This is a genomic window from Streptomyces xanthii, assembly GCF_014621695.1.
Lineage (GTDB): Bacteria > Actinomycetota > Actinomycetes > Streptomycetales > Streptomycetaceae > Streptomyces > Streptomyces xanthii.
In genome coordinates this window covers 786,521-805,452 of record NZ_CP061281.1, presented here as the reverse complement: position 1 = coordinate 805,452, position 18,932 = coordinate 786,521, and the positions used below count along the sequence as shown (strand labels likewise).

The 18,932-nt window shown below is 73.5% G+C and carries 19 protein-coding genes; 10 read left to right on the top strand and 9 right to left on the bottom strand.

Annotated elements, in window-relative coordinates:
* Positions 1 to 62 precede the first annotated feature (62 nt).
* Positions 63 to 515, top strand: a complete 453-nt coding sequence (locus tag IAG42_RS03940; RefSeq protein WP_188335612.1) for an SRPBCC family protein — start codon at positions 63 to 65, stop codon at positions 513 to 515.
* 15 nt (positions 516 to 530) lie between these two features.
* On the opposite strand, the gene IAG42_RS03935 is transcribed toward IAG42_RS03940, so the two are convergent.
* Together IAG42_RS03935 and IAG42_RS03930 are read right to left on the bottom strand one after the other, a co-directional pair.
* A complete protein-coding gene (locus IAG42_RS03935) occupies positions 531 to 1,208 on the bottom strand; it encodes an AIM24 family protein (RefSeq protein ID WP_188335611.1) in 678 nt (225 codons plus the stop codon).
* Positions 1,209 to 1,272: 64 nt separating this feature from the next.
* Positions 1,273 to 2,043, bottom strand: coding sequence for a DUF3472 domain-containing protein (locus IAG42_RS03930; RefSeq protein WP_188335610.1), 771 nt, complete (start codon positions 2,041 to 2,043; stop codon positions 1,273 to 1,275).
* A gap of 215 nt (positions 2,044 to 2,258) precedes the next feature.
* Here IAG42_RS03930 and IAG42_RS03925 point away from each other — a divergent pair, with 215 nt between their 5' ends.
* Both IAG42_RS03925 and IAG42_RS03920 read left to right on the top strand, forming a co-directional pair.
* Positions 2,259 to 2,852: a winged helix-turn-helix domain-containing protein gene (locus tag IAG42_RS03925; protein WP_188335609.1), complete on the top strand. Its 594-nt coding sequence runs from the start codon at positions 2,259 to 2,261 to the stop codon at positions 2,850 to 2,852.
* The gene (locus tag IAG42_RS03920) at positions 2,849 to 4,045 is read left to right on the top strand and encodes an MFS transporter (RefSeq protein ID WP_188335608.1); all 1,197 of its coding nucleotides are present in this window, start codon (positions 2,849 to 2,851) and stop codon (positions 4,043 to 4,045) included. Before IAG42_RS03925 ends, IAG42_RS03920 begins: the two co-directional genes overlap by 4 nt.
* 49 nt (positions 4,046 to 4,094) lie before the next feature.
* Here the strand turns inward: IAG42_RS03920 and IAG42_RS03915 are convergent, their stop codons facing one another.
* Together IAG42_RS03915 and IAG42_RS03910 are read right to left on the bottom strand one after the other, a co-directional pair.
* Positions 4,095 to 5,678 carry a multicopper oxidase family protein gene (locus IAG42_RS03915; RefSeq protein WP_188335607.1) on the bottom strand — a complete coding sequence of 528 codons (1,584 nt, stop codon included), beginning with the start codon at positions 5,676 to 5,678 and terminating at the stop codon, positions 4,095 to 4,097.
* Positions 5,675 to 6,127, bottom strand: a complete 453-nt coding sequence (locus IAG42_RS03910; RefSeq protein WP_188335606.1) for a hypothetical protein — start codon at positions 6,125 to 6,127, stop codon at positions 5,675 to 5,677. The genes IAG42_RS03915 and IAG42_RS03910 overlap by 4 nt, the downstream gene beginning before the upstream one ends.
* Positions 6,128 to 6,207: 80 nt before the next feature.
* Here IAG42_RS03910 and IAG42_RS03905 point away from each other — a divergent pair, with 80 nt between their 5' ends.
* Entirely contained in the window at positions 6,208 to 6,657 is a 450-nt protein-coding gene (locus IAG42_RS03905; RefSeq protein WP_188335605.1) for a MarR family winged helix-turn-helix transcriptional regulator, read from the top strand.
* A 22-nt stretch (positions 6,658 to 6,679) separates the two neighbouring features.
* Here IAG42_RS03905 and IAG42_RS03900 read toward each other — a convergent pair whose 3' ends face one another.
* Both IAG42_RS03900 and IAG42_RS03895 read right to left on the bottom strand, forming a co-directional pair.
* Positions 6,680 to 7,843, bottom strand: a complete 1,164-nt coding sequence (locus IAG42_RS03900) for a methyltransferase (RefSeq protein WP_188341171.1) — start codon at positions 7,841 to 7,843, stop codon at positions 6,680 to 6,682.
* A 927-nt stretch (positions 7,844 to 8,770) separates the two neighbouring features.
* Positions 8,771 to 9,061, bottom strand: coding sequence for a tetratricopeptide repeat protein (locus tag IAG42_RS03895; protein WP_384623388.1), 291 nt, complete (start codon positions 9,059 to 9,061; stop codon positions 8,771 to 8,773).
* Positions 9,062 to 9,183: 122 nt separating this feature from the next.
* On the opposite strand from IAG42_RS03895, the gene IAG42_RS03890 reads away from it, so the two are divergent.
* A complete protein-coding gene (locus IAG42_RS03890) occupies positions 9,184 to 10,029 on the top strand; it encodes an N-formylglutamate amidohydrolase (RefSeq protein ID WP_188341170.1) in 846 nt (281 codons plus the stop codon).
* Positions 10,022 to 10,540 carry a flavoprotein gene (locus IAG42_RS03885; RefSeq protein WP_188335603.1) on the top strand — a complete coding sequence of 173 codons (519 nt, stop codon included), beginning with the start codon at positions 10,022 to 10,024 and terminating at the stop codon, positions 10,538 to 10,540. The genes IAG42_RS03890 and IAG42_RS03885 overlap by 8 nt, the downstream gene beginning before the upstream one ends.
* Here IAG42_RS03885 and IAG42_RS03880 read toward each other — a convergent pair.
* Positions 10,521 to 11,684, bottom strand: coding sequence for an alpha-hydroxy-acid oxidizing protein (locus IAG42_RS03880; RefSeq protein ID WP_188335602.1), 1,164 nt, complete (start codon positions 11,682 to 11,684; stop codon positions 10,521 to 10,523). The genes IAG42_RS03885 and IAG42_RS03880 overlap by 20 nt on opposite strands.
* Before the next feature lie 437 nt (positions 11,685 to 12,121).
* Here IAG42_RS03880 and IAG42_RS03875 point away from each other — a divergent pair, with 437 nt between their 5' ends.
* From IAG42_RS03875 to IAG42_RS03865, 3 genes are all read left to right on the top strand, one after another.
* Entirely contained in the window at positions 12,122 to 14,326 is a 2,205-nt protein-coding gene (locus IAG42_RS03875; RefSeq protein ID WP_188335601.1) for an MMPL family transporter, read from the top strand.
* A 139-nt stretch (positions 14,327 to 14,465) separates the two neighbouring features.
* The gene (locus tag IAG42_RS03870; protein WP_188335600.1) at positions 14,466 to 14,873 is read left to right on the top strand and encodes a hypothetical protein; all 408 of its coding nucleotides are present in this window, start codon (positions 14,466 to 14,468) and stop codon (positions 14,871 to 14,873) included.
* Positions 14,874 to 15,047: 174 nt separating this feature from the next.
* Complete coding sequence (locus IAG42_RS03865; RefSeq protein ID WP_188335599.1) at positions 15,048 to 15,719, top strand: lysophospholipid acyltransferase family protein; 672 nt, start codon at positions 15,048 to 15,050, stop codon at positions 15,717 to 15,719.
* 337 nt (positions 15,720 to 16,056) lie between these two features.
* Here IAG42_RS03865 and IAG42_RS03860 read toward each other — a convergent pair whose 3' ends face one another.
* Positions 16,057 to 16,971 carry a serine hydrolase gene (locus IAG42_RS03860; protein WP_188335598.1) on the bottom strand — a complete coding sequence of 305 codons (915 nt, stop codon included), beginning with the start codon at positions 16,969 to 16,971 and terminating at the stop codon, positions 16,057 to 16,059.
* On the bottom strand, positions 16,968 to 17,831 hold the full coding sequence (locus IAG42_RS03855) for a LysR family transcriptional regulator (protein WP_188335597.1): 864 nt from the start codon (positions 17,829 to 17,831) through the stop codon (positions 16,968 to 16,970). Before IAG42_RS03855 ends, IAG42_RS03860 begins: the two co-directional genes overlap by 4 nt.
* 145 nt (positions 17,832 to 17,976) lie before the next feature.
* Here IAG42_RS03855 and bla point away from each other — a divergent pair, with 145 nt between their 5' ends.
* The gene (bla, locus tag IAG42_RS03850) at positions 17,977 to 18,930 is read left to right on the top strand and encodes a class A beta-lactamase (protein WP_223205847.1); all 954 of its coding nucleotides are present in this window, start codon (positions 17,977 to 17,979) and stop codon (positions 18,928 to 18,930) included.
* Positions 18,931 to 18,932 lie beyond the last annotated feature (2 nt).

Genomic DNA, 18,932 nt, shown 5'->3' with positions numbered 1-18,932 from the left:
GCCCTCTCACGTCGGGAGGCCGGCTCCTCGACCGGCTGCTTCCCGGAAGGAGCGTGAAGGCCGTGGCCCGCAATCGCCGGCTGATCCTCAGTTCGCCCGCCGAGGTCTGGGGGCTTTTGAGCGACGGCTACCGGTACGGGGAATGGGTGACCGGGACGCAGCGGGTGCTCGGCGCCGACCCGGACTGGCCCGAGGTGGGCGCCGCGCTGAAGGTGCGGGTCGGGGTGGGGCCGCTGACCCTCGAGGACACGAGCACGGTCCGCATCTGCGAGCCGCAGCGCCGCCTCGAGCTGGAGGCGAAGGCCGATCCGTTCGGCGCGGCACGGATCGCCATGCGGCTGATCCCCTGGGGCGAGCACACCCTGTTCGAGCTCGACTGGCATCCGCTGCGCGGCCCCGGCACCCGGATGCACGGTCTCCCGGTGGACTACCTGGTGAAGGTGCGCAACGGCATGATGCTCACCAAGCTGGCCGAGATCGCGGTCCGTGAACACCGGAACCGGACCCCGGCCTGATCCGAAAGAAAGGCCCTAGTGCTGCTGCGGCTTCTGCGGCGTCGCCTCGCTCGGGCGGACCACGACGAAACCCTCGCCCTCCAGCTTCAGCTGGACGGCCTCGCCGGAGCCGCCCCGGATCATCGAGCCGATGGACTGCGAACGGTGCAGCGACGTGCGCAACTGCGCGGTCCAGCCGACGACCGCGTCCGTGTCGACGAACACCGGCTGCTGCGGCGAGACCGGCAGCACGAGCGGATTGCCCTCGCAGACCAGACCGAGCCGGCCCTGGCCGGTGAACACGCTGTTGAACAGGCCGCCGCCGGTGATGCCCGCGCCCTTCACCGTCTTGATCTCGTAGGAGAGGGTGGAGTCGAAGCACAGGACGTTGCGCCCGTTGACCGTGAAGACGTCGCCGGGCTCGATGTCGATCACGAAGACGTTCTGCGCCTCCTGCGCGAACCAGGCTTCGCCCTGGCCGCGCACCTTCATCAGCGCCAGGCCCTCGCCGGTGACGGCCCGCTTGAGCATGCCGCCGACGCCCTGGCCCTTGCGCTCGAACTGCAGGTTCCCCCGATAGGCGATCATCGCCCCCTGCCGCGCCAGCATCTCGCCGTCGACCACGTACCGGATCGATTTGGCGTTCTCGACGGTCATGCCCGGCGCGACAGCGGGCTGCACCATGAACTCACTCGCGAAAAGATCACCCTTCATGAGGGCATGGTCGCCCGGAGGGATTCCTTCCGACAAGCCTCGTCCCGGTGCGGGCCGATGACGGTCAACCGCCCGTGTACTGGTTCCCGGTGACCGTGACGCGCCGGCCCGCCCCGGTGTCGGTGGACGTGCTGCTCAGGCAGCTCCCGGAGGACGGGTCGGTGACCGTCGGCAGGCCACCGGTATAGGTGACGCCGGCCTCGACGCCCTGCGGCTTGCCGTACGTCACCGTCACCTGCTGCGCGCAACCCGCCGTCAGATACGGCTCGATGAAGCCGGCGTCGGAGGTCCTGAAGCGGCCCGAGGCCACGGGCAGCCGGAAACTCCCGATGTGCGCGACCTGCGCCCCGGTGGCCGTGTTCACCACGTCGCCGGTCATCAGCTGCGTACTGCCGTCGTCACCGGCTCGTTTGAGGACGAGGGTGTACATCGTGCCCTTGGTGTACGGGAAGCGGACCGCGCAGCTCACGCCCGCGCCGCCGTCGGCCCCGTACTGGCAGTTGCTGTCGGTCGTCGTGGCGTTCGCGTTGAACGAACTGAAAATGGCCTGGAGTTGGGACCGCCCGCTGCTGTCCACGGGCTTGGGCTGGAACCCGGCGTACGGGCGCGTGCCGCTCTCCAGCGTCGTGTAGTACGCGAAGTAGAGGCCGGAGGCGTCCGGCGCGGCGTCGACGGACATCGGCAGGCGGAGTTCGGTGACGGGCGCGGGCGCGCCCGACGACCAGCGGACGGTGGGGGTCGAGGCCCAGCTCTGACCGGCGGAGCCCAGGGTGAGCAGTGCGGTGGCGCCCAGGGTGACGAGCACCCGGCGCGTGCGTGGAGTGGGAGGTCTCATGGGCGGCAGGATGTAAGCGGTTGCTACCAACTGGCAAGAGGTCGCGGGGAGTTACTGCTTTTTACTATGGCGGGGCGGGGGTGTGGGCGCCGCGCAGCGTAGTAAACGCTCACTGTGGTGAGGTGTTTGCGAAGCTCCTTTTCGAAGCCCCCTTTCGAAGCTCCTTTGCGAACAAGTCTTCCGGAAGAAGTCTTCTGCTTCTAGGCTCGGGCGCCATGACCGACGACGACGTCACGCTCGACACCCAGGCCTTGCGCGTCCTCGCCCACCCGACGCGGCTCGCCCTGCTCAACCGGCTGCGCCGCGAAGGGCCCGCCACCGCACGGCAGTTGGCCCGCCACTTCGAGCTGGACTCCGGCGCCGCCAGCTACCACCTGCGGCGTCTCGCCGCCGGCGGGCTCATCGAGGAGGACACCGGGCGCGGGACGCGGCGCGACCGCTGGTGGCGCGCCCTGCACCCCGCCTCGCAGCACGACCCGGCGGAGCACGGCGGACCCGACGGGCGCGCCTACACGCAGGCGGTGGCGCTGACCGCCGCCGACACCCTGCGCCGCGCAGCCGGGCAGACCGTGCCCGCCATGCCCGACGCCTGGTTCGCCGTCTCCGCCTTCAGTGACTTCTCCGTCCAGGTCACGCCCCGCGAACTCGCCGCGCTCAAGGACGAGTTGTACGCCGTCGTCGACCGGTACCGGCAGCGGGAGGCGAGCCCCGGCGCGCAGGCGGCCGTCGTCCAGTTCCAGGCCTTCCCCGCACATCCGGACACGGACCCGGACGCGGGGGCGGACAGGGCCCGGGACGCGGGGACGTGACCGCCACCGCGCACGGCACGGCCGTCCACCGGGACCGCGACCTCGTGCGCTGGCTCGGCGCGTACACCACCTCGGTCACCGGTGACGTCGTCTACTTCACCGCCCTGACCTGGGCCGTCGCCGAAGCCGCCGGACCGGCCCGCGCCGGGCTCGTGCTCGCGGCCGGCGCCGTGCCGCGCGCCGTCCTGATGCTCGGCGGAGGGGTCCTCGCCGACCGGTTCGGTCCCCGGGGTGTCCTCATCGGCAGCGACCTGGTGCGCTGCCTGACCGTCCTGGCGGCCGCGGCCCTGACGTACGTGCGGGGCCCCGAACTCGTCCCCCTGTGCGTGCTCGCCGTCTGCTTCGGCGTCGCCGACGCGCTGTTCCTGCCCGCTGTGGGAGCCCTGCCCGCCCTGCTGGCCGGCCGCGACCGGCTCACGCGGGTGCAGGGGCTGCGCTCGCTCGCCGTGCGCCTCGCCAACACCGTCGGCCCGCTCGGTGCCGCTGCCGCGCTGACCGCGGGCGGGGCGCCGGGCGCGTTCGCCGCCGTCGGCGCCCTGTTCGCCGTCTCGCTCGTCCTCCTGGCCGCGCTCCGGGTACGCGGCCCGAGTCGCCCCGCACCGGAACGGACACCGATGCGGGCCCAACTGGCCGACGGGTTACGGTACTTACGTGCCCGACCGGCGCTCCTGCGCCTCGTCGCCGTCATCGGCCTCGGCGAGATGTGCTTCAGCGGACCCGTCGGCACCGCCCTCGTCCTGCTCACCGGCGAACGCGGCTGGACCCCCGGCACGCTCTCCCTGCTGCTGGGCGCGTTCAGCGCGGCCGGCGCGGCGGTGGGCATCGCCCTGAGCGCCGTACGAGCAGTGCCCGCACCCCGCGCCGCGCTCGCCGGCTCCCTGCTGCTCACCGCTGTGCTCGTCTCGTCGCTCGGCCTGACCGGGCCGGCCCCCGGCGCCGCCGTCGCCCTGTGCGCCGCGCTCGGCGCCGCGGGCGGGGTCCCCATGGTCCTGGGGCACGCCCTGCTCCAACAGGCCACCGACTCCGCCTACCTCGGCCGCGTAGCCTCCGTGACGTCCCTGTGCACGCTCGGCCTCAGCCCCCTCCTGTTCCCGCTCGCCGGGCTGGTCGCCGAGGTGTGGGGCGCCGGAGCGTTCCTCGGCGGGTGCGGCGGGGTGTGCCTGCTGGCGGCGGGCCTGGCCTGCGTCAAGTAGCCACACTCAGCAGTGGCCGCCGTGAGTGGGAGGCGACAGGCCCTGGCCGTCACCGCTCGGTGACGAACTCCGCCATCATCGCCATGTCCTCGTGTTCGAGGTTGTGGCAGTGCAGCAGGAACCGGCCCGCGTAGTCGGTGAAGCGGACCGCCACTTCCACGCCCTGGGCGGGCAGCACGTCGACGGTGTCCTTCCAGCCCGCGTCGAACCTTCCGGGAGCGGCCCTGTCGCGGCTGATGACCTGGAACGGGTCCAGGTGCAGGTGGACCGGGTGGTGGAAGTCGGTGAGGAACCGCCAGATCTCCACCTTCCCGAGCTTCGGCGCGGCCAGCGAACGGCCGGGCCGGTACTCCTGGCCGTTGATCGTCCAGTTCTTCTCCGACTTCTGGAAGACGAAGGTCCGGGTGGCCACGGCCTTGGCCGGGTCCAGCTTCGCGACCTCGGACAGCCTGCCGCGGGGCGCCCGCGAGTCGTCCCGCACCCGGGCCGTGCCGATGTCGAAGCGCATGACCTCGGCCGTTCCACCGCTGCCGAGCCGGTTGACCAGCCGCACCCGGCTGCCGGCCGGATAGCGGGCGAAGTCGACCACCACGTCGAAGCGTTCGGCCGGAGCCAGTTCGACGGCGTCGTGCGCGACCGGGCGCTCCAGCAGGCCGCCGTCGGAGCCGATCTGCAACAGCCCGCCACCGCCCGGCGGCTGCGGGTCAAGCTCCAGCCGGTAGCGGCGCGCGTTGGAGGCGTTGAGGATGCGCAGCCGGTGGCGGGCACGGTCCACCGGGGCGACCGGCCAGGGTGCGCCGTTGACCAGGACGACGTCGCCCAGCACGCCGTTCATGTAGGGGCCCTCGACACCGGGTTCGGTCCCGTGCGGGCCCGGTGCGGGGTAGGCGAAGGAGCCGTCGGCGTCGAACGAACGGTCGGCGATCATCAGCGGCAGCTCCCGCGGGCCCCGCGGCAGGCCGAGCGCCTCCTCCTCGTCGTCGCGCACCAGGTGGAAGCCGGCCAGCCCCCGGTACACGTTCGGACCGGTGAAGCCCATCGTGTGGTCGTGGTACCAGAGCGTCGCGGCCCGCTGGTTCATCGGGTAGTCGTAGACGCGCTCGGGCCGGAGCGTCGCCCGGCCCATGCCCGGCATGCCGTTTGTCCCGCCCGCGTGGTGACCTGCGGTGGCACCGAGCGGGGCGATCAGGTCGGTCGGGTAGCCGTCGGAGGCCTGCGGGGTGTGGCCGCCGTGCAGATGCACGACGGTCGGGCGCGGCAGTTCGTTGCGGTGGGTGACCACGGTCCGGCGTCCCGAGCGCGACTCGATCGTCGGGCCGGGGAACAGGCCGTCGTAGCCCCAGACCGCCGTGTCGTGGCCCGGCACCAGCCGGGCCAGGCCCGGACGTGCGGTGATCTCGTAGTGGTCGGTGGTGCCGTCGGTGCGGGCCGGCCGGAGCACGGGCGGCACCGGCAGCCGCGTCGCGTACCGCTCGGGCAGCGGGACCTTGCTGCGCAGCAGGAGGCCGGGCTGTCCGGTGGGGATCAGCGCACCGAGCGCGGGCAGGCCGACCGCGACGCCTCCGGCGCCGAGCAGACCCGCGGCGCCCACACCGAGGAACCTGCGGCGGCTCCAGACCTTCGCTCCGCTCATGCCTGGACTCCGGCGGGTTCGGTGGAGGCGGCCGTTTCGGCGCCGGGCGCGGTGGTGGGCTCGGTTCCGGGCCTGTGGCGGAAGACGTCGGCGGCGAACTTCTCGGCCATCACGAAGATGCCGACACCGAGCGGGATGTGCAGGATGAGCACGCGGCTGAACCCGAGGCTGATCTGCGCCACGCACAGGACGAGCAGGACCGTGTACCGGACGGCGAACGTGCCGGGACTGCCGCCGAGGCGCCAGACCAGCAGGGCCGCGGCGACGGCCAGCACGACGGCCGTCCCGAGGATCATCGCGGCCATCTCGTGGGCGTCGAGCAGTGTGTAGAACCCCTGCAGGAGCCCCCCGGCCAGGAACGGCTGCGCCAGCGCGAGCAGGGCGACGAGCGCGGCGGTGACCCGCAGCGTGACCAACGGCCAACGCGGGCGGGCAGGTTGGAGCGACATGGCGTACCCCCAGAGCGAATGTCGTGTCTGGAGAGACAGTCTCATATGAGACTGTCTTGCGCACCCCTATACTGAACTCGATGAACGAGACCCCCGCCCCGCAGCAGCCGTCCATGGGCCTGGCCCTTCGTCACGCCCACCTCCGGGCGGCGCGCCTCTTCTCGCAGGAGCTGGCGCCCTTGGACCTGGAGAACCACCACGCCGGGATCCTGCTGCACATCTGCCTGCTCGGCATGCAGACGCAGCGCCAACTCGTGGACAGCATGGGGGTGGACAAGTCGATGATGGTCCGCACGCTGGACACGCTGGAGGCGCGCGGCCTGGTGCGCCGCGAAGCACATCCGACGGACCGCAGGGCCCACGCCATCGTCGTGACGGACGCGGGGCGGGCGATGTACGACCAGGTCGCGGCGGCGGTCAGCCGCACGGAAGAGCGGCTGACCACGTGCTTCACGCCCGAGGAGCGGGAGTTGTTCCACTCGATGGTCGTGCGCTTCGCCTACGCGCCCGCCGACGAGCCGACGGACTGAGCCCGCGCCCGGCCGCGGGGGATCAGCCGCGACGCGCGCGCGGGGCGCGCTTCGTCGCCTTCAGAACCACGAACTTCGGGTCGCTCGCCACGAGTTCACTGGCGCCGAACAGGCGGCGCAGCTTCACGTGGTAGCCGAGGTGGCGGTTGCCGACCACCCACAGCTCGCCACCGGGGGCGAGCGCGTCGCGGGCTTGCGCGAACATGCGCAGCGCCGTCGCGTCGGTCGTCGCCTGGTGCGAATGGAACGGCGGATTGTTCAGGACGAGGTCCACGCTGCCCTCGGGCACACCGGCGAGCCCGTCGCCCACCCGGAACTCGGCCGCCCCCGGACGGTCCTTGGCATTCAGCGCGTACGTCGCCTCGGCCGAGGCGCGCGCCTGGTGCGACTCGTCCGTGAACAGCACCTCCGCGTCGGGGTGCGTCAGCGCCGCCGCCGTACCGACCACGCCGTTGCCGCAGCCCAGGTCCACGATGCGGCGGGCGGCCGTGCCCTCCGGAAGGTGCTTCAGGAAGAACCTGGTGCCGATGTCGAGGCGGTCGGCGCAGAACACCCCGGCGTGGTTCTCCACCGTGCGGCCCGCGAGGACCCCGATGTCGCCCGGGAGTTCGTAGCGGTACGGCCACGGGTTCGCGCCCGGCTCCGAGGAGAGGTCCGGCGTCGTGAAGATCAGCCGCGCCTTCTGCTCGGCGAGCGAGGTGCGGGTCGGGCCGATGATCCGCTCGAACAGCTGGAGGGTCGAGGTGTGGATCTCCTTGACCATGCCGGTGCCCACCACGACGGTGCCCTCGTGCAGCGCCGGGCGCAGCCGGTGCAGCTGGTCCTCCAGGAGGGCCAGGCTCTTGGGCACGCGGACGAGCAGCACGTCGATCCGCTGCGGCGGGGCGTCCTGGGTCGTGAGGAGGCGGGCGGCGGTGCGGGAGTGGCGGTGCAGGTTCTCCTGCGTGGCGCGCTCGCCCAGGTACGAGTCCGTGATCAGTGCCGGTGCGCAGCCGGGGGCGCCGGTCAGGGCCGTGCCGAGGGCGCCCCAGCGGTCGCCGAGCACGACGACGGAGCCCGACAGGTCGGTGCCGGCGGCGGCGAGGTGCCGGAGCAGGTAGGCGTCGGCGGCGTCCCAGGCGCGGAGGCGGTCTCGGGGGTCCGCGGGGTAGCGCGTGAGGTGCAGGTCGCCCCAGGGGGTGGGCAGTGCGGGGGTGGGCTGATCAGTGCGGTTCATCGTTCGGCAAGGCTAACGGAGGCGCTCCGCTCGGGGGGCCGTGGCTGATCGGGCCGGTGCGCTTCGGCTCCGCCGGGGGTGGGTCGCCGTGGTCCGGCTCGCCGCCGTCGTGGCTTGTCGCGCAGTTCCCCGCGCCCCTGGTGGAGGCTGTTCGGGCCGGTGCTGCTTGGGCTCTGCCGTGGGCCGGTTCGCCGTCGTCGTGGCCAGCCGCGCAGTTCCCCGCGCCCCTGCGGGTCGGGTGCTTCGGCTCCGCCGGGGGAGCTGGTTGCTCTGGCCTCCGCGCCTCTGGTGGGGGCCGCCGCTTGTCTCCGGCGGGGCTGGCTCCCATCGGCGCCGGTCCCTCTTGCGATCAGCCCTCGCCCTGCTCCCACCCACCCGCCCCCTCCGGGGGCGCGTCGGCCCGGCGCCTGGCCTCGGGCAGTACTCCGCCCCCGGACTTGTGATCCGGCCGGCCCGCCTTGGGCCTGCACCCAGGTTCTGTGTGAGATTCGGGCGCCCTCGCCCCTGGGCCTGCGCCCACGCGCCGGGTACGTACCCGGTCGGCTCGACCCAGCCTTGGGCAGTCTGCCGCCTGGGGCGGCACGGGTGGGCAAGGCGGCACCCAGGTGCCGGGTGCGCGAATCGGTCGGCCTCGGCTACGGCGTCGCCGCCGTAGGGGCTGAGCATCGTCCCCGAGTACAGCGCCGTCGTGGCTGGTCGCGCAGTTCCCCGCGCCCCTGAAGGGCACACTTCGTGCGCCCCCAGGGCGGTGGCCTGCCCCGCGTCGGGCCGTCGGGCGCGCCCCGCGACGGAGTCGCTGATGTGGACTCGGCTACATAGCCGCATGCCCCCTGGACGCACTTCGTGCGGTCCAGGGGGCATGCATGGTGTTCGCGTCCCCGCCGGTGAGGCGTCGGGTCAGGACTCCGGGAAGTCGCCCGCGAGGGCCGACGCCATCTTGAGGTGGGGGGCCGCCTCGGCGTCGCGGCCCTGGCGCTCGAGCGTGCGGCCCAGCATCAGGCGGGCGTAGTGCTCGACCGGGTCGCGCTCGACGATCGTGCGCAGCTCCGTCTCGGCGCGGCGCAGCTGGGCCGAGTGGTAGTAGGAACGGGCCAGCAGGAGGCGCGGTCCGGTCTGCTCCGGGACCTCCTCGACGAGCCCGTCGAGGATCTTCGCCGCGGTCGTGTACTCCTTCGCGTCGAAGAACATCTGCGCACGCTCCCACCGCTCGGCGGCCGATCCGTGCTCGTAGTACTTCTGCTCCACTGTTTCCTCCTTGCCTGACCGCCTCAACCAGGCCCCGGCCGGGCATATTCCCCGGCATGGCAATCATGGACACCTCAGCACCCGACGACCGCGGGCCCGCGTTCCGGCTGGTCCCCGGCAGCCCGCAGTCGCCGGTCGTCCTGCACGTCCCGCACGGCTCACGCACCGTCCCGCCCCAGGTCAGGGCGGGCCTGCTGCTCGACGACGCGGCGCTGGAGCGGGAGTTGGACCTCATCACCGACGCGCACACGGCGACCCTCGCCGAGCGGGCGGCGGCCGCGACGCCGCCCTCGGCCCCGGCACCGTGGGTGTTCGTGAACGAACGCTCGCGGCTGGTCGTCGACCCCGAACGCTTCCCCGACGAGCGCGAGGAGATGCGCGCCGTCGGCATGGGCGCCGTCTACACCCGCACGACGCACCGCGCCCCGCTGCGCCCCGAGCCGCCCGCCGACGAGGCCGCGCTCCTGGACACGTACTTCACCCCCTACGCGGAGGCGATGACCCGCGCCGTGGAGGGCCGGCTGGCCGCGACCGGCCGCGCCGTGATCGTCGACGTGCACTCCTACCCGAGCCGCGCCCTGCCCTACGAGCTCCACGGCACGGGCCCACGCCCGCCCGTCTGCCTCGGCACGGACCCCTTCCACACGCCCGCCGCCCTGACCGACCTGGCCCGCAAGGCCTTCGCCCCGCTGGGCGAGAGCGCGCTCGACACTCCGTTCGCCGGCGTCTACGTCCCCCTGCGCCACTACCGGACCGACCCGAGAGTGAGCGCCCTGATGCTGGAACTGCGCCGGGACACGTATCTCGACGAGCCGGTCGCCCCGCACGACGGGCTGGACCTGGCCGCCGCCGCGCTCGCCGCCTTCGTCGCGGCCGCGACGGAGTTCACGGAGGTGGCGGGCCGTGACTGAGACGACCGCGCCCTTCCTCTACGTGGTCGTGTGCGCCGCCGGGGCCGCCGACGGGGTCGGGGGACTGATCGGCGCCGCACAGGACCTCGGCTGGGAGGTCGGCGTCATCGCGACACCCACCGCGCTCGGCAGCGAGTTCTTCGACGTGGACGACGTCGTGACCCGCACCGGGCGCCCGGTGCGCTCCGAGTGGCGCACCCCGGCCGACCCGCGTCCGTTCCCGCCCGCCGACGCGATGGTCGTCGTCCCCGCGACCTTCAACACCGTCAACAAGTGGGCGGGCGGCATCGCGGACACCCTCGCCGTGGCGACACTCTGCGAGGCGTACGGCGCGGGCGTCCCCGTCCTCGCCCTGCCCAGCGTGAACGGCCCGCTGGCGAAGCACCCCGCGTACGAGGCGAGCGTACGGCGGCTGCGCGACATGGGCGTCCGGTTCGCCGAGGGCGACTTCGGCTGGGACGCGGCCCGCGCCGCCCTCGCGCGGCTCCCGGTCAGGCGCGTGGGACGGTGACGAGGGACTCCGGGGTGAGATCGGCGAGCGTCGGATAGCCGTCCACGGCCATCGTCAGGTCGGCCTCCGCGAGCAGCGACCGCAGGACGTGCACGAGCCCGTCCTCGCCGCCGACGGCCAGCCCGTACGCGTACGGGCGTCCCACGCCCACCGCGGTCGCGCCCAGCGCCAGCGCCTTGACCACGTCGGCGCCCGAGCGCACCCCGGAGTCGAAGAGCACCGGCAGCCCGTCGGCCGCCTCGACGACTCCGGGCAGCGCGTCGAGCGCGGGCAGCCCGCCGTTGGCCTGGCGGCCGCCGTGGTTGGAGCAGTAGATGCCGTCGACGCCGCCGTCCCTGGCCCGCCGTACGTCCTCGGGGTGACACAGGCCCTTGAGGATCAGCGGCAGCTCGGTGAGGGAGCGCAGCCAGGGCAGGTCGTCCCAGGTGAGCGGGTTGCCGAAGACGCCGGCCCAGGTGCCGACGACGTCCTGCGGGTCGGTGGACGGCTGCAACTCCCTGAAGCGCGGGTCGGAGGTGTAGTTGGCCAGGCAATGGCCGCGCAGCTGCGGGAAGTTGGAGGTCGACAGGTCGCGGGGGCGCCAGCCGGTGACCCAGGTGTCGAGGGTGACGACGATGCCCTTGAACCCGGCGGCCTCGGCCCGCTTCACGAGGCTCTCGGCGAGCTCCCGGTCGGTGGGCGTGTAGAGCTGGAAGAAGCCCGGGGTGTCGCCGAACTCCGCCGCCACGTCCTCCATGGGGTCGACCGACAGGGTGGACGCCACCATCGGCACCCCGGTGCGCGCCGCCGCCCGCGCCGTCGCCAGATCGCCGTGCCCGTCCTGGGCGCACAGGCCGATCACGCCGACCGGCGCCATGAAAAGCGGCGACTCCAGACGCAGCCCGAACAGGTCCACCGACAGGTCGCGCCGCGCGGCGCCCACCAGCATCCGGGGCATCAGCCCGTACCGCTCGAAGGCCCGGACATTGGCCCGCTGGGTGTGCTCGTCGCCGGCGCCACCGGCCACGTAGGACCAGACCGAGGCCGGCATCGCGGCCTGCGCCCGCTGCTCCAAGGAGGCCCAGTCCATGGGCAGCGTGGGTGTCACCCCGCGCAGCCCGTTCAGATAGATCTCGAACTGGTAGTCACCGAACTGCGGGCTCATCGTCCACCTTTGTGAAGTCGGCACGTCTGTGGGGTCGGCACGTCTGTAGGGCCGGGGTCGGCACGTGTGTGATCGGCACGTGTGTGGGGTCGGCAGCTTCTGAAGTTGACGCCGGATCCGAGTACGGGCTCGGCGGGCCCAATCTGCCAGGACGACCCGGCCCCGGCCAAGAGGGCTACACCCACGGGAGCAGCCGAGCGCGCCGTGACCGATTCGGGGGGTCTACACGTATCCACCACGACTCCTCCCCTGGGATGACACACCCCACCGGTGTCTACGCCGAGCGCGGGCTCGGACTCCGACCTGCAGGCTGACGGATCGGGCCCCGGCAGCGGTGACGATGGAACCACGATCCTGCCGACCACTCTGACGTGCGACGACGCACCGTCGGACGGTCGATCCTGCCTCTTCCATCCCCGACGGGAGTCCCTTTCGCCGTGGCTACCTTCCTGTACAAACTAGGACGGCTGTCCTTCCGACGCCGCCGTTACGTCGCCCTCCTGTGGGTGCTGCTGCTCGGCGGGATCGGCTTCGCCTCGTCGGCCGCGCCCGCCCCGCCCGCCGACACCTTCTCCATGCCGGGGACCGAGTCGCAGAAGGCCTTCGACCTCCTCGAGCAGAAGTTCCCCGCCGCGAGCGCCGAGGGTGCGACCGCCCGCGTCGTGATCCGCGCCCCGCAGGGCGAGAAGCTCACCGACCCCGCGCAGAAGACCGAGGTCGAGCAGCTGGTCAAGGCGCTCGGCGCCGGCCCGCAGGTCGCCTCCGTCGCCGACCCCTTCAAGGCGAACGCCGTCAGCAAGGACGGCACGACCGCCTACGCGTCCGTGTCCTACAAGGTCCCCGGGACCGAGCTGACCGACGCCGCGCACGACGCCCTGACCAAGGCCACCGACGAGGCCCGCGCCGACGGCTTCACGGTCGAGTCCGGCGGTGACGCCGTGCAGGCCGAGCAGGAGATGGGCGGCAGCGCCGAGATGATCGGCATCGCCGTCTCCGCCGTCGTCCTCCTGATCACGTTCGGCTCGCTCGTCGCCGCCGGCATGCCGCTGCTCACCGCGATCATCGGGGTCGGCATCGGCGTCTCCGGCATCGCCGCGCTCGGCAGCGTCCTCAACCTCTCCGGCACGACGTCCACGCTCGCGATGATGATCGGCCTCGCGGTCGGCATCGACTACGCCCTGTTCATCGTCTCCCGCTACCGCGCCGAGCTCGCCGAGGGCCGCAAGGGCGAGGAGGCCGCGGGCCGCGCCGTCGGGACGGCCGGCTCCGCCGTCGTGTTCGCCGGACTCACCGTCATCGTCGCCCTCGCGGGCCTCGCCGTCGTCAACATCCCGATCCTCACCAAGATGGGCCTGGCCGCGGCCGCCACCGTCGCGATCGCCGTCCTCATCGCCCTCACGATGATCCCCGCGCTGCTCGGCTTCGCCGGCCGCAAGGTGCTGCGCCGCAAGGACCGCAAGGCGCCCGCGCAGGCCGCGGGCGAGGGAAAGCCGAACCTCGGCACCCGCTGGTCCCGGTTCGTGCTGCGCCGCCCGCTCGCCGTGCTCCTCGTCGCCGTCCTCGGCCTCGGAGCGGTCGCCGTCCCGGCCGCGAGCCTCGAACTCGGACTGCCCGACGAGGGCTCCTCGGCGCCGGACAGCACCCAGCGCAAGGCGTACGACATGCTGTCCGAGTCCTTCGGTGCCGGCTTCAACGGCCCGCTGATGGTGACCGTCGACGGCAACGACGCGGCCGCCGCGGCGAAGACCGTCAGCACCTCGCTCGGCAAGGTCGAGGGCGTCGCCGCCGTCACCCCGGCCCAGGTCAACGAGGCGGGCGACACCGCCATCCTCACCGTCGTCCCGACCACGGGCCCCAGCGACCATGCCACCGAGGAACTCGTGCGGACCATCCGCGCGGACGCCGGGGACTGGTCGGCCGAGACCTCCTCCGAGGTGCTCGTCACCGGCCAGACCGCCATGACGATCGACTTCTCGCAGACCCTCGACGACGCCCTCGTCCCGTACCTGCTGCTCGTCGTCGGCCTGGCCTTCGTCCTGCTGATGCTCGTGTTCCGGTCCGTGCTCGTCCCGCTGAAGGCGGCGCTCGGCTTCCTGCTCTCGGTGGCGGCGGCGCTCGGCGCGGTCGTCGCGGTCTTCCAGTGGGGCTGGCTCGCCGACATCGTGGGCGTCGACCAGCCCGGCCCCATCATGTCGATGATGCCGATCTTCATGATCGGCGTGGTCTTCGGCCTCGCCATGGACTACGAGGTGTTCCTCGTGACCCGGATGCGGGAGGCGTACGTCCACGGGGCACGGCCCGGACAGGCGGTCGTGACCGGCTTCCGGCACGGCGGGCGGGTCGTCGGCGCCGCCGCGATCATCATGATCAGCGTCTTCTCCGGCTTCATCCTGGAGAACGACGACATGATCAAGATGATGGGCTTCGGCCTGGCCGTGGCCGTCCTGTTCGACGCGTTCGTGGTCCGCATGGCGATCGTGCCCGCGGTCATGGCGCTCCTCGGCCGGTCCGCGTGGTGGCTCCCCAAGTGGCTCGACCGGCTGCTGCCGAACGTCGACGTCGAGGGCGAGAAGCTGCACCGGGATCTGGCCGCGGCCGAACCCGCCCCGGAGGAGCGGGAGTTCGAACCCGTGCGCGGCTGACACGCGACGGATACCCGCACATTCACGCCAACGAGTGAATTGGTGAATGGATGTCCGTCAGCTCCCCCTGGACTGCGCTGTGCTGGACCGAGAGCGCTCGGGACGGTATCGGGGCGACCGGGGAGAACAGGGGGAGCGAATGCGGGTCTTCGTGCTGTGCGCGTGGCTGGTGACGGCGGCGCTCGGGAGCTATCTCGCCACCGTGTGGGTGCGCAACGGGGGGTTGCGCCAGCGCACGCCGGGGGTGACCCGGCTGCCGCTCTGGCTCGTGCTCGGGCACGTGGTGCTCGCCGTCGGCGGGCTCGCCGCGTGGGGGGTGTTCCTGATAGGCGACGCGCGCAGCTCGGCCTGGGCCGCCTGCGCCGTCGTCCTGGTCGTCGCCGCGCTCGGCTTCACGATGCTGCTGCGCTGGCTGCCCAGTTCCGGGCGGCACTCCCAGGCGGGCACGGCCGAGCGGCACTTTCCGCTCGCCGCGGTCGTCGCGCACGGGATGAGCGCGGGGGCGACCGTGCTGCTCGTCGCGATGGTGGTGGTCCGGCGCATGTGACCCGGTCGGATGCGCCCGGTGGACGGCTGCCGGGGTGAGTAGGCGGGTTGAGTACGGGGGCTCAGGCCGCGGACGGTCCGGGCGCCGGACGATGGGGTCGACCAGCCCGATGGTCCCGCCGCCCGAGCGCTTCGCAGTCCGGTGCCGGTGCGGGCCATGACTTGTGGAGACCGCATGCTCAGCCGCCTCGCCGACGTCCTGGTGCCCGCCGCCGGACGGTTGACCGTGAGCGCCGACGACGGCGCCGAGTTCGCCCCCGGCAGCATCTTCGTCGCGAACCACACCTCGACCGCCGACCCCGCCGTCGTCCTCGCCGCCCTGCACCGGCTCGGCGCGGAGCCCGCCGTCATGGCGGCCGCGGGGCTGTGGCGGATACCGGTGCTCGGAGCCGCGCTCTCCCGCGAGGGCCACATCCCGGTGCACCGCGCCGACGCCCGCGCGGGCCGCTCGCTCGACCTCGCCGCCGCGGCCCTCGACAGCGGGCGCTCCGTCCTCATCTACGCCGAGGGCGGGCTGCCGCGGCGCCGCGACGCGGGGGAGGCCGAACCGGGGGAGTTCCGCAGCGGGCTGTCGCGCCTCGCCGAACGCACCGGCGCGCCCGTCGTCCCCCTGGGCCAGGCCGGATCGCGGCGCCTCGTCTCGGGCGGCACCGTCAAACAACTCGCGGGCCTCGCCACGGCGCCGCTCCGCCGCCCCGCACTCCACGTCCACGCCGGCCCCGCGCTGCGCCTGACCGGCGACCGGGTCACCCGCACGGAACGGGCCCGCGAGGCGGTGATCGCGGCGTGGCGGGTGGCGGTGGGACGGCTCGAATCGGGGCGGGTGGGGCGGGGTGGGGGTATCTAACGCGCCCGGTGCCGAGCGCGGGCCTGATCTAGTGGCCTTCGCCTCGGGCCGTACTCCGGCACCAGGTGTGCTCGCCAGTGTGCGTGGGCGTTCCAGTCGGCCTCGGCCTTCCCCACGGCGCCTCGCCGTAGGGGCTGAGGATCATCGCCGAATGCTGCGCCGTCGTGGCTGATCGCGCAGTTCCCCGCGCCCCTGAAGGCACACTTCGTGCGCCCCAGGGGGCATGGGTCCCGCCCGAGACCGAGTTGCTGGTCGACCATCACCCCGTGCCCTGCCCGCACCATCAGGCGGCCCCCCCGGCCGGGCAGCCACGTAGCAGGCCCGCGTCGTGTACCCGTCAGACGCCCTCCATCGAGCGGAGCGCCTCCACCGACAGGCGGGCCGCCGCTCCGATCACCGCGTCCGCCCGGGGCAGCACGCTGTCCGCGCGGGCCGCCTGTGTGAAGACCACGGCCGTGTAGGTGGCGCCGTCCGGCAGTTCGACGACGCCGGCCTCGTGGCGCAGGGAGCCGAGAGTGCCGGTCTTGCCGGCCACGCGGACGCCGTCGTACGGGAATCCGGAGGCGAGTCGGTGGTGCCAGGCCTGGCGGCTCATCACCTCGCGCATGAACGCGCAGCGTTCCGGCGACGCCGCGCGGTCCGTCCAGACGGCGTGCAGCAGGCGTGCGATGTCGGCGGGCGTGGAGGAGGACTTGCGGGCCGGGTCGTACACGTCCTCGGGGACCGTCGCGTCGTTGCTGGCCAGGCGCCGCATCGCCGCGCTCAGCGAACCGGTGCCCGTCTCCTCCACCAGCCGGGCCCACGTGTTGGTGACACCGCCCCGCACCTGGGTGTCGGGCAGTCCCAGGGCGCGGCAGGTCTCGTCGACGACGTCCGGGCCCACCGCGCGGAGCACCGCGTCGGCCGCCGTGTTGTCGGACACCGTCATCATCATCACCACGAGGTCGCGCAAGGACATGGACACGGGGTCGTGGAGGAGGGAGAGCCCGGTGGGCCCTGCCACCCGCCGTGCCGGGTCCAGTGTCACCGGCTGCGCCGGATCGAGCGTGCCCGCGTCGGCGAGCCGGCAGAACGCCACCATCAGCGGCACCTTGTAGACGGAGGCGATCGGCAGCCGCTCGTCCGGGTCGAGCGTCACGGCCGCCTCGGGCCGGCGCAGGTCCGCCACGTGCAGCCAGCCCCTCACCCCCGCGTCCGCGAACAACTCCCGCAGCGCGCGCGTCACCTCGCCGTGCCGGCGCCCCGCGCTCACAGCGCCGCCTCCCGCGCGAGCGCGTCCACGAGGAGCCGCGCCGTGGCGGCGGTCTGCTCGGCGGCCGGACCCCGCGGATCCCAGACCACCCGCAACCGCAGCGGCAGCGCCGGATCGTCGGCCGGACGCCGCGCCACGCCTGCCGCGGCGAGCGTCCGGTCGGCGGTGACCAGGACGGCCTGCCCGGCGGCGACGAGGGCGAGCCCCGCCCGCTCGTCGGAGATCACCACCGTCTCCACCGCACGGCCCCGGCTGGCCAGCGTGTCGACGAACAGGTCGTGCGCGGCCGGCGCCTCCTCGCGCGGCCGCACCGCGACGGGCAGCCGCGGCGCCGACCCGCCGCGCGGCGCGTCGGGGGAGAGCACCCAGGTCGGCACCAGCACCACCTCACCCGCCGCCAGACCGTCGAGCACCGCGGGATGCCGGACGACCGCGACATCGAGCCGGCCCGCCGAGAGGTCGGACAGGAGCGTCGTCGTGGGCGCGGTCGACACGGCGAGCCGGGGCCGTTCCCCGCCGCGGCCGGGCGCCGCCGCCACCGCCGCCGCGAGCGCGGCCGGCACCTCGGGCGCGAACCCGAGTCGCAGCCGCCGCCCGTCGGCCTGCTCACGGGCACCGATCTCCCGCAGCCGCGCCAGCGCCGCGAGAGCCCGCCGGGCGTGCGGCAGCAGCAGCGCGCCCTCGTCGGTCAGCGCGACACCCCTGTCGCGGTCGAACAGCCGCACCCCGAGCAGCGCCTCCAGCCGCCGCAGCCCCTGCGACAGGGGCGGCTGCGTGATCCCCACCCGCTGCGCGGCGGCGCCGAAATGCTCCTCCTCGGCGAGCGCGACGAAGATCTCCAGATGCCGTTCCGTCAGCATTCCGCTCCTGTGGCGTGCGGCGATATGAGTTGTGAATCGGTCCGAGGGTGACAGCGTATTCGACATGGCTGCCGGGCGCCGGGTTGACTCGAGGGGCCCGGCCCGGGGCCGGCCCCGTACCGCACGACACCTGAGGAGACCGACTTTGGAGCCCACCGCCACGTCCCCCTCGCGCCGCGCGATCCTCGCCCTCGGCGCGGGCACCGCCCTGGCCGCCACCCTCACCGCGAGCGGCGCCGCCGCGGCCACCGTCCCGGTCACGAAGACGGTGACGACGCCGCGCGGATCCGCCGTCACCGGCCGGCTGCGCGCCCTGGAGCGCCGGTACGCGGCCCGGCTCGGCGTCTACGCCCACGACCTCGGCACCGGCCGCACCGTCCGCCACCGCGCCGGCGAACGCTTCCCCGTGTGCTCCGTGTTCAAGGGCATCGCGGTGGCCGCCGTACTGCGCGACCTCGACCGCGACGGCACGTACCTCGCCCGGCGCCTGCGCTACACACAGGACGACGTCGACAAGGCGGGCCACGCGCCGGTCACCGGCCTGCCCGAGAACGTCGCGGGCGGCCTCACCGTCGCCGAACTGTGCGCCGCCGCCGTCAGCGAGAGCGACAACGCCGCCGCCAACGTGCTGCTGCGCGAGCTCGGCGGCCCCACCGCCGTCACCCGCTTCTGCCGCTCGATCGGCGACGACATCACCCGTCTCGACCGCTGGGAGCCCGAGCTCAACTCCGCCGAACCCTGGCGCCGTACGGACGTCACGACCCCGCACGCCGCCGGCCTCACGTACGCGCGGCTCGTCGTCGGCAAGGCCCTCGCACGGGACGACCGGGACCTCCTCACCGGCTGGCTCGTCGCCAACTCGACCAACAAGGCGCGCTTCCGCGCGGGACTGCCCGCCGACTGGGTGCTCGCGGACAAGACGGGCGGCGGCTCGGACTACGGCGTCGCCAACGACGTGGGCGTCGTCCGGCCCCCCGGCCGCGCGCCGATCGTCCTGTCCGTCCTGTCCACGACCTACGCCCCCGAGGGCCCGTCGCAGAACCAACTGGTCGCCGACGCCGCCCGGGTCGTGGCCGAGCACCTCGTGCCGGGCGCCTGACC

What these genes read in the sequence shown, in the direction of transcription:
- IAG42_RS03865 (WP_188335599.1), top strand. Translation starts at nt 15,048, where the DNA reads ATGCTCAGCCGCCTCGCCGACGTCCTGGTGCCCGCCGCCGGACGGTTG.
- IAG42_RS03935 (WP_188335611.1), bottom strand. Translation starts at nt 1,208, where the DNA reads ATGAAGGGTGATCTTTTCGCGAGTGAGTTCATGGTGCAGCCCGCTGTC.
- IAG42_RS03930 (WP_188335610.1), bottom strand. Translation starts at nt 2,043, where the DNA reads ATGAGACCTCCCACTCCACGCACGCGCCGGGTGCTCGTCACCCTGGGC.
- IAG42_RS03890 (WP_188341170.1), top strand. Translation starts at nt 9,184, where the DNA reads ATGGACACCTCAGCACCCGACGACCGCGGGCCCGCGTTCCGGCTGGTC.
- IAG42_RS03910 (WP_188335606.1), bottom strand. Translation starts at nt 6,127, where the DNA reads ATGTCGCTCCAACCTGCCCGCCCGCGTTGGCCGTTGGTCACGCTGCGG.
- IAG42_RS03855 (WP_188335597.1), bottom strand. Translation starts at nt 17,831, where the DNA reads ATGCTGACGGAACGGCATCTGGAGATCTTCGTCGCGCTCGCCGAGGAG.
- IAG42_RS03905 (WP_188335605.1), top strand. Translation starts at nt 6,208, where the DNA reads ATGAACGAGACCCCCGCCCCGCAGCAGCCGTCCATGGGCCTGGCCCTT.
- IAG42_RS03895 (WP_384623388.1), bottom strand. Translation starts at nt 9,061, where the DNA reads ATGTTCTTCGACGCGAAGGAGTACACGACCGCGGCGAAGATCCTCGAC.
- IAG42_RS03880 (WP_188335602.1), bottom strand. Translation starts at nt 11,684, where the DNA reads ATGAGCCCGCAGTTCGGTGACTACCAGTTCGAGATCTATCTGAACGGG.
- IAG42_RS03915 (WP_188335607.1), bottom strand. Translation starts at nt 5,678, where the DNA reads ATGAGCGGAGCGAAGGTCTGGAGCCGCCGCAGGTTCCTCGGTGTGGGC.
- IAG42_RS03925 (WP_188335609.1), top strand. Translation starts at nt 2,259, where the DNA reads ATGACCGACGACGACGTCACGCTCGACACCCAGGCCTTGCGCGTCCTC.
- IAG42_RS03870 (WP_188335600.1), top strand. Translation starts at nt 14,466, where the DNA reads ATGCGGGTCTTCGTGCTGTGCGCGTGGCTGGTGACGGCGGCGCTCGGG.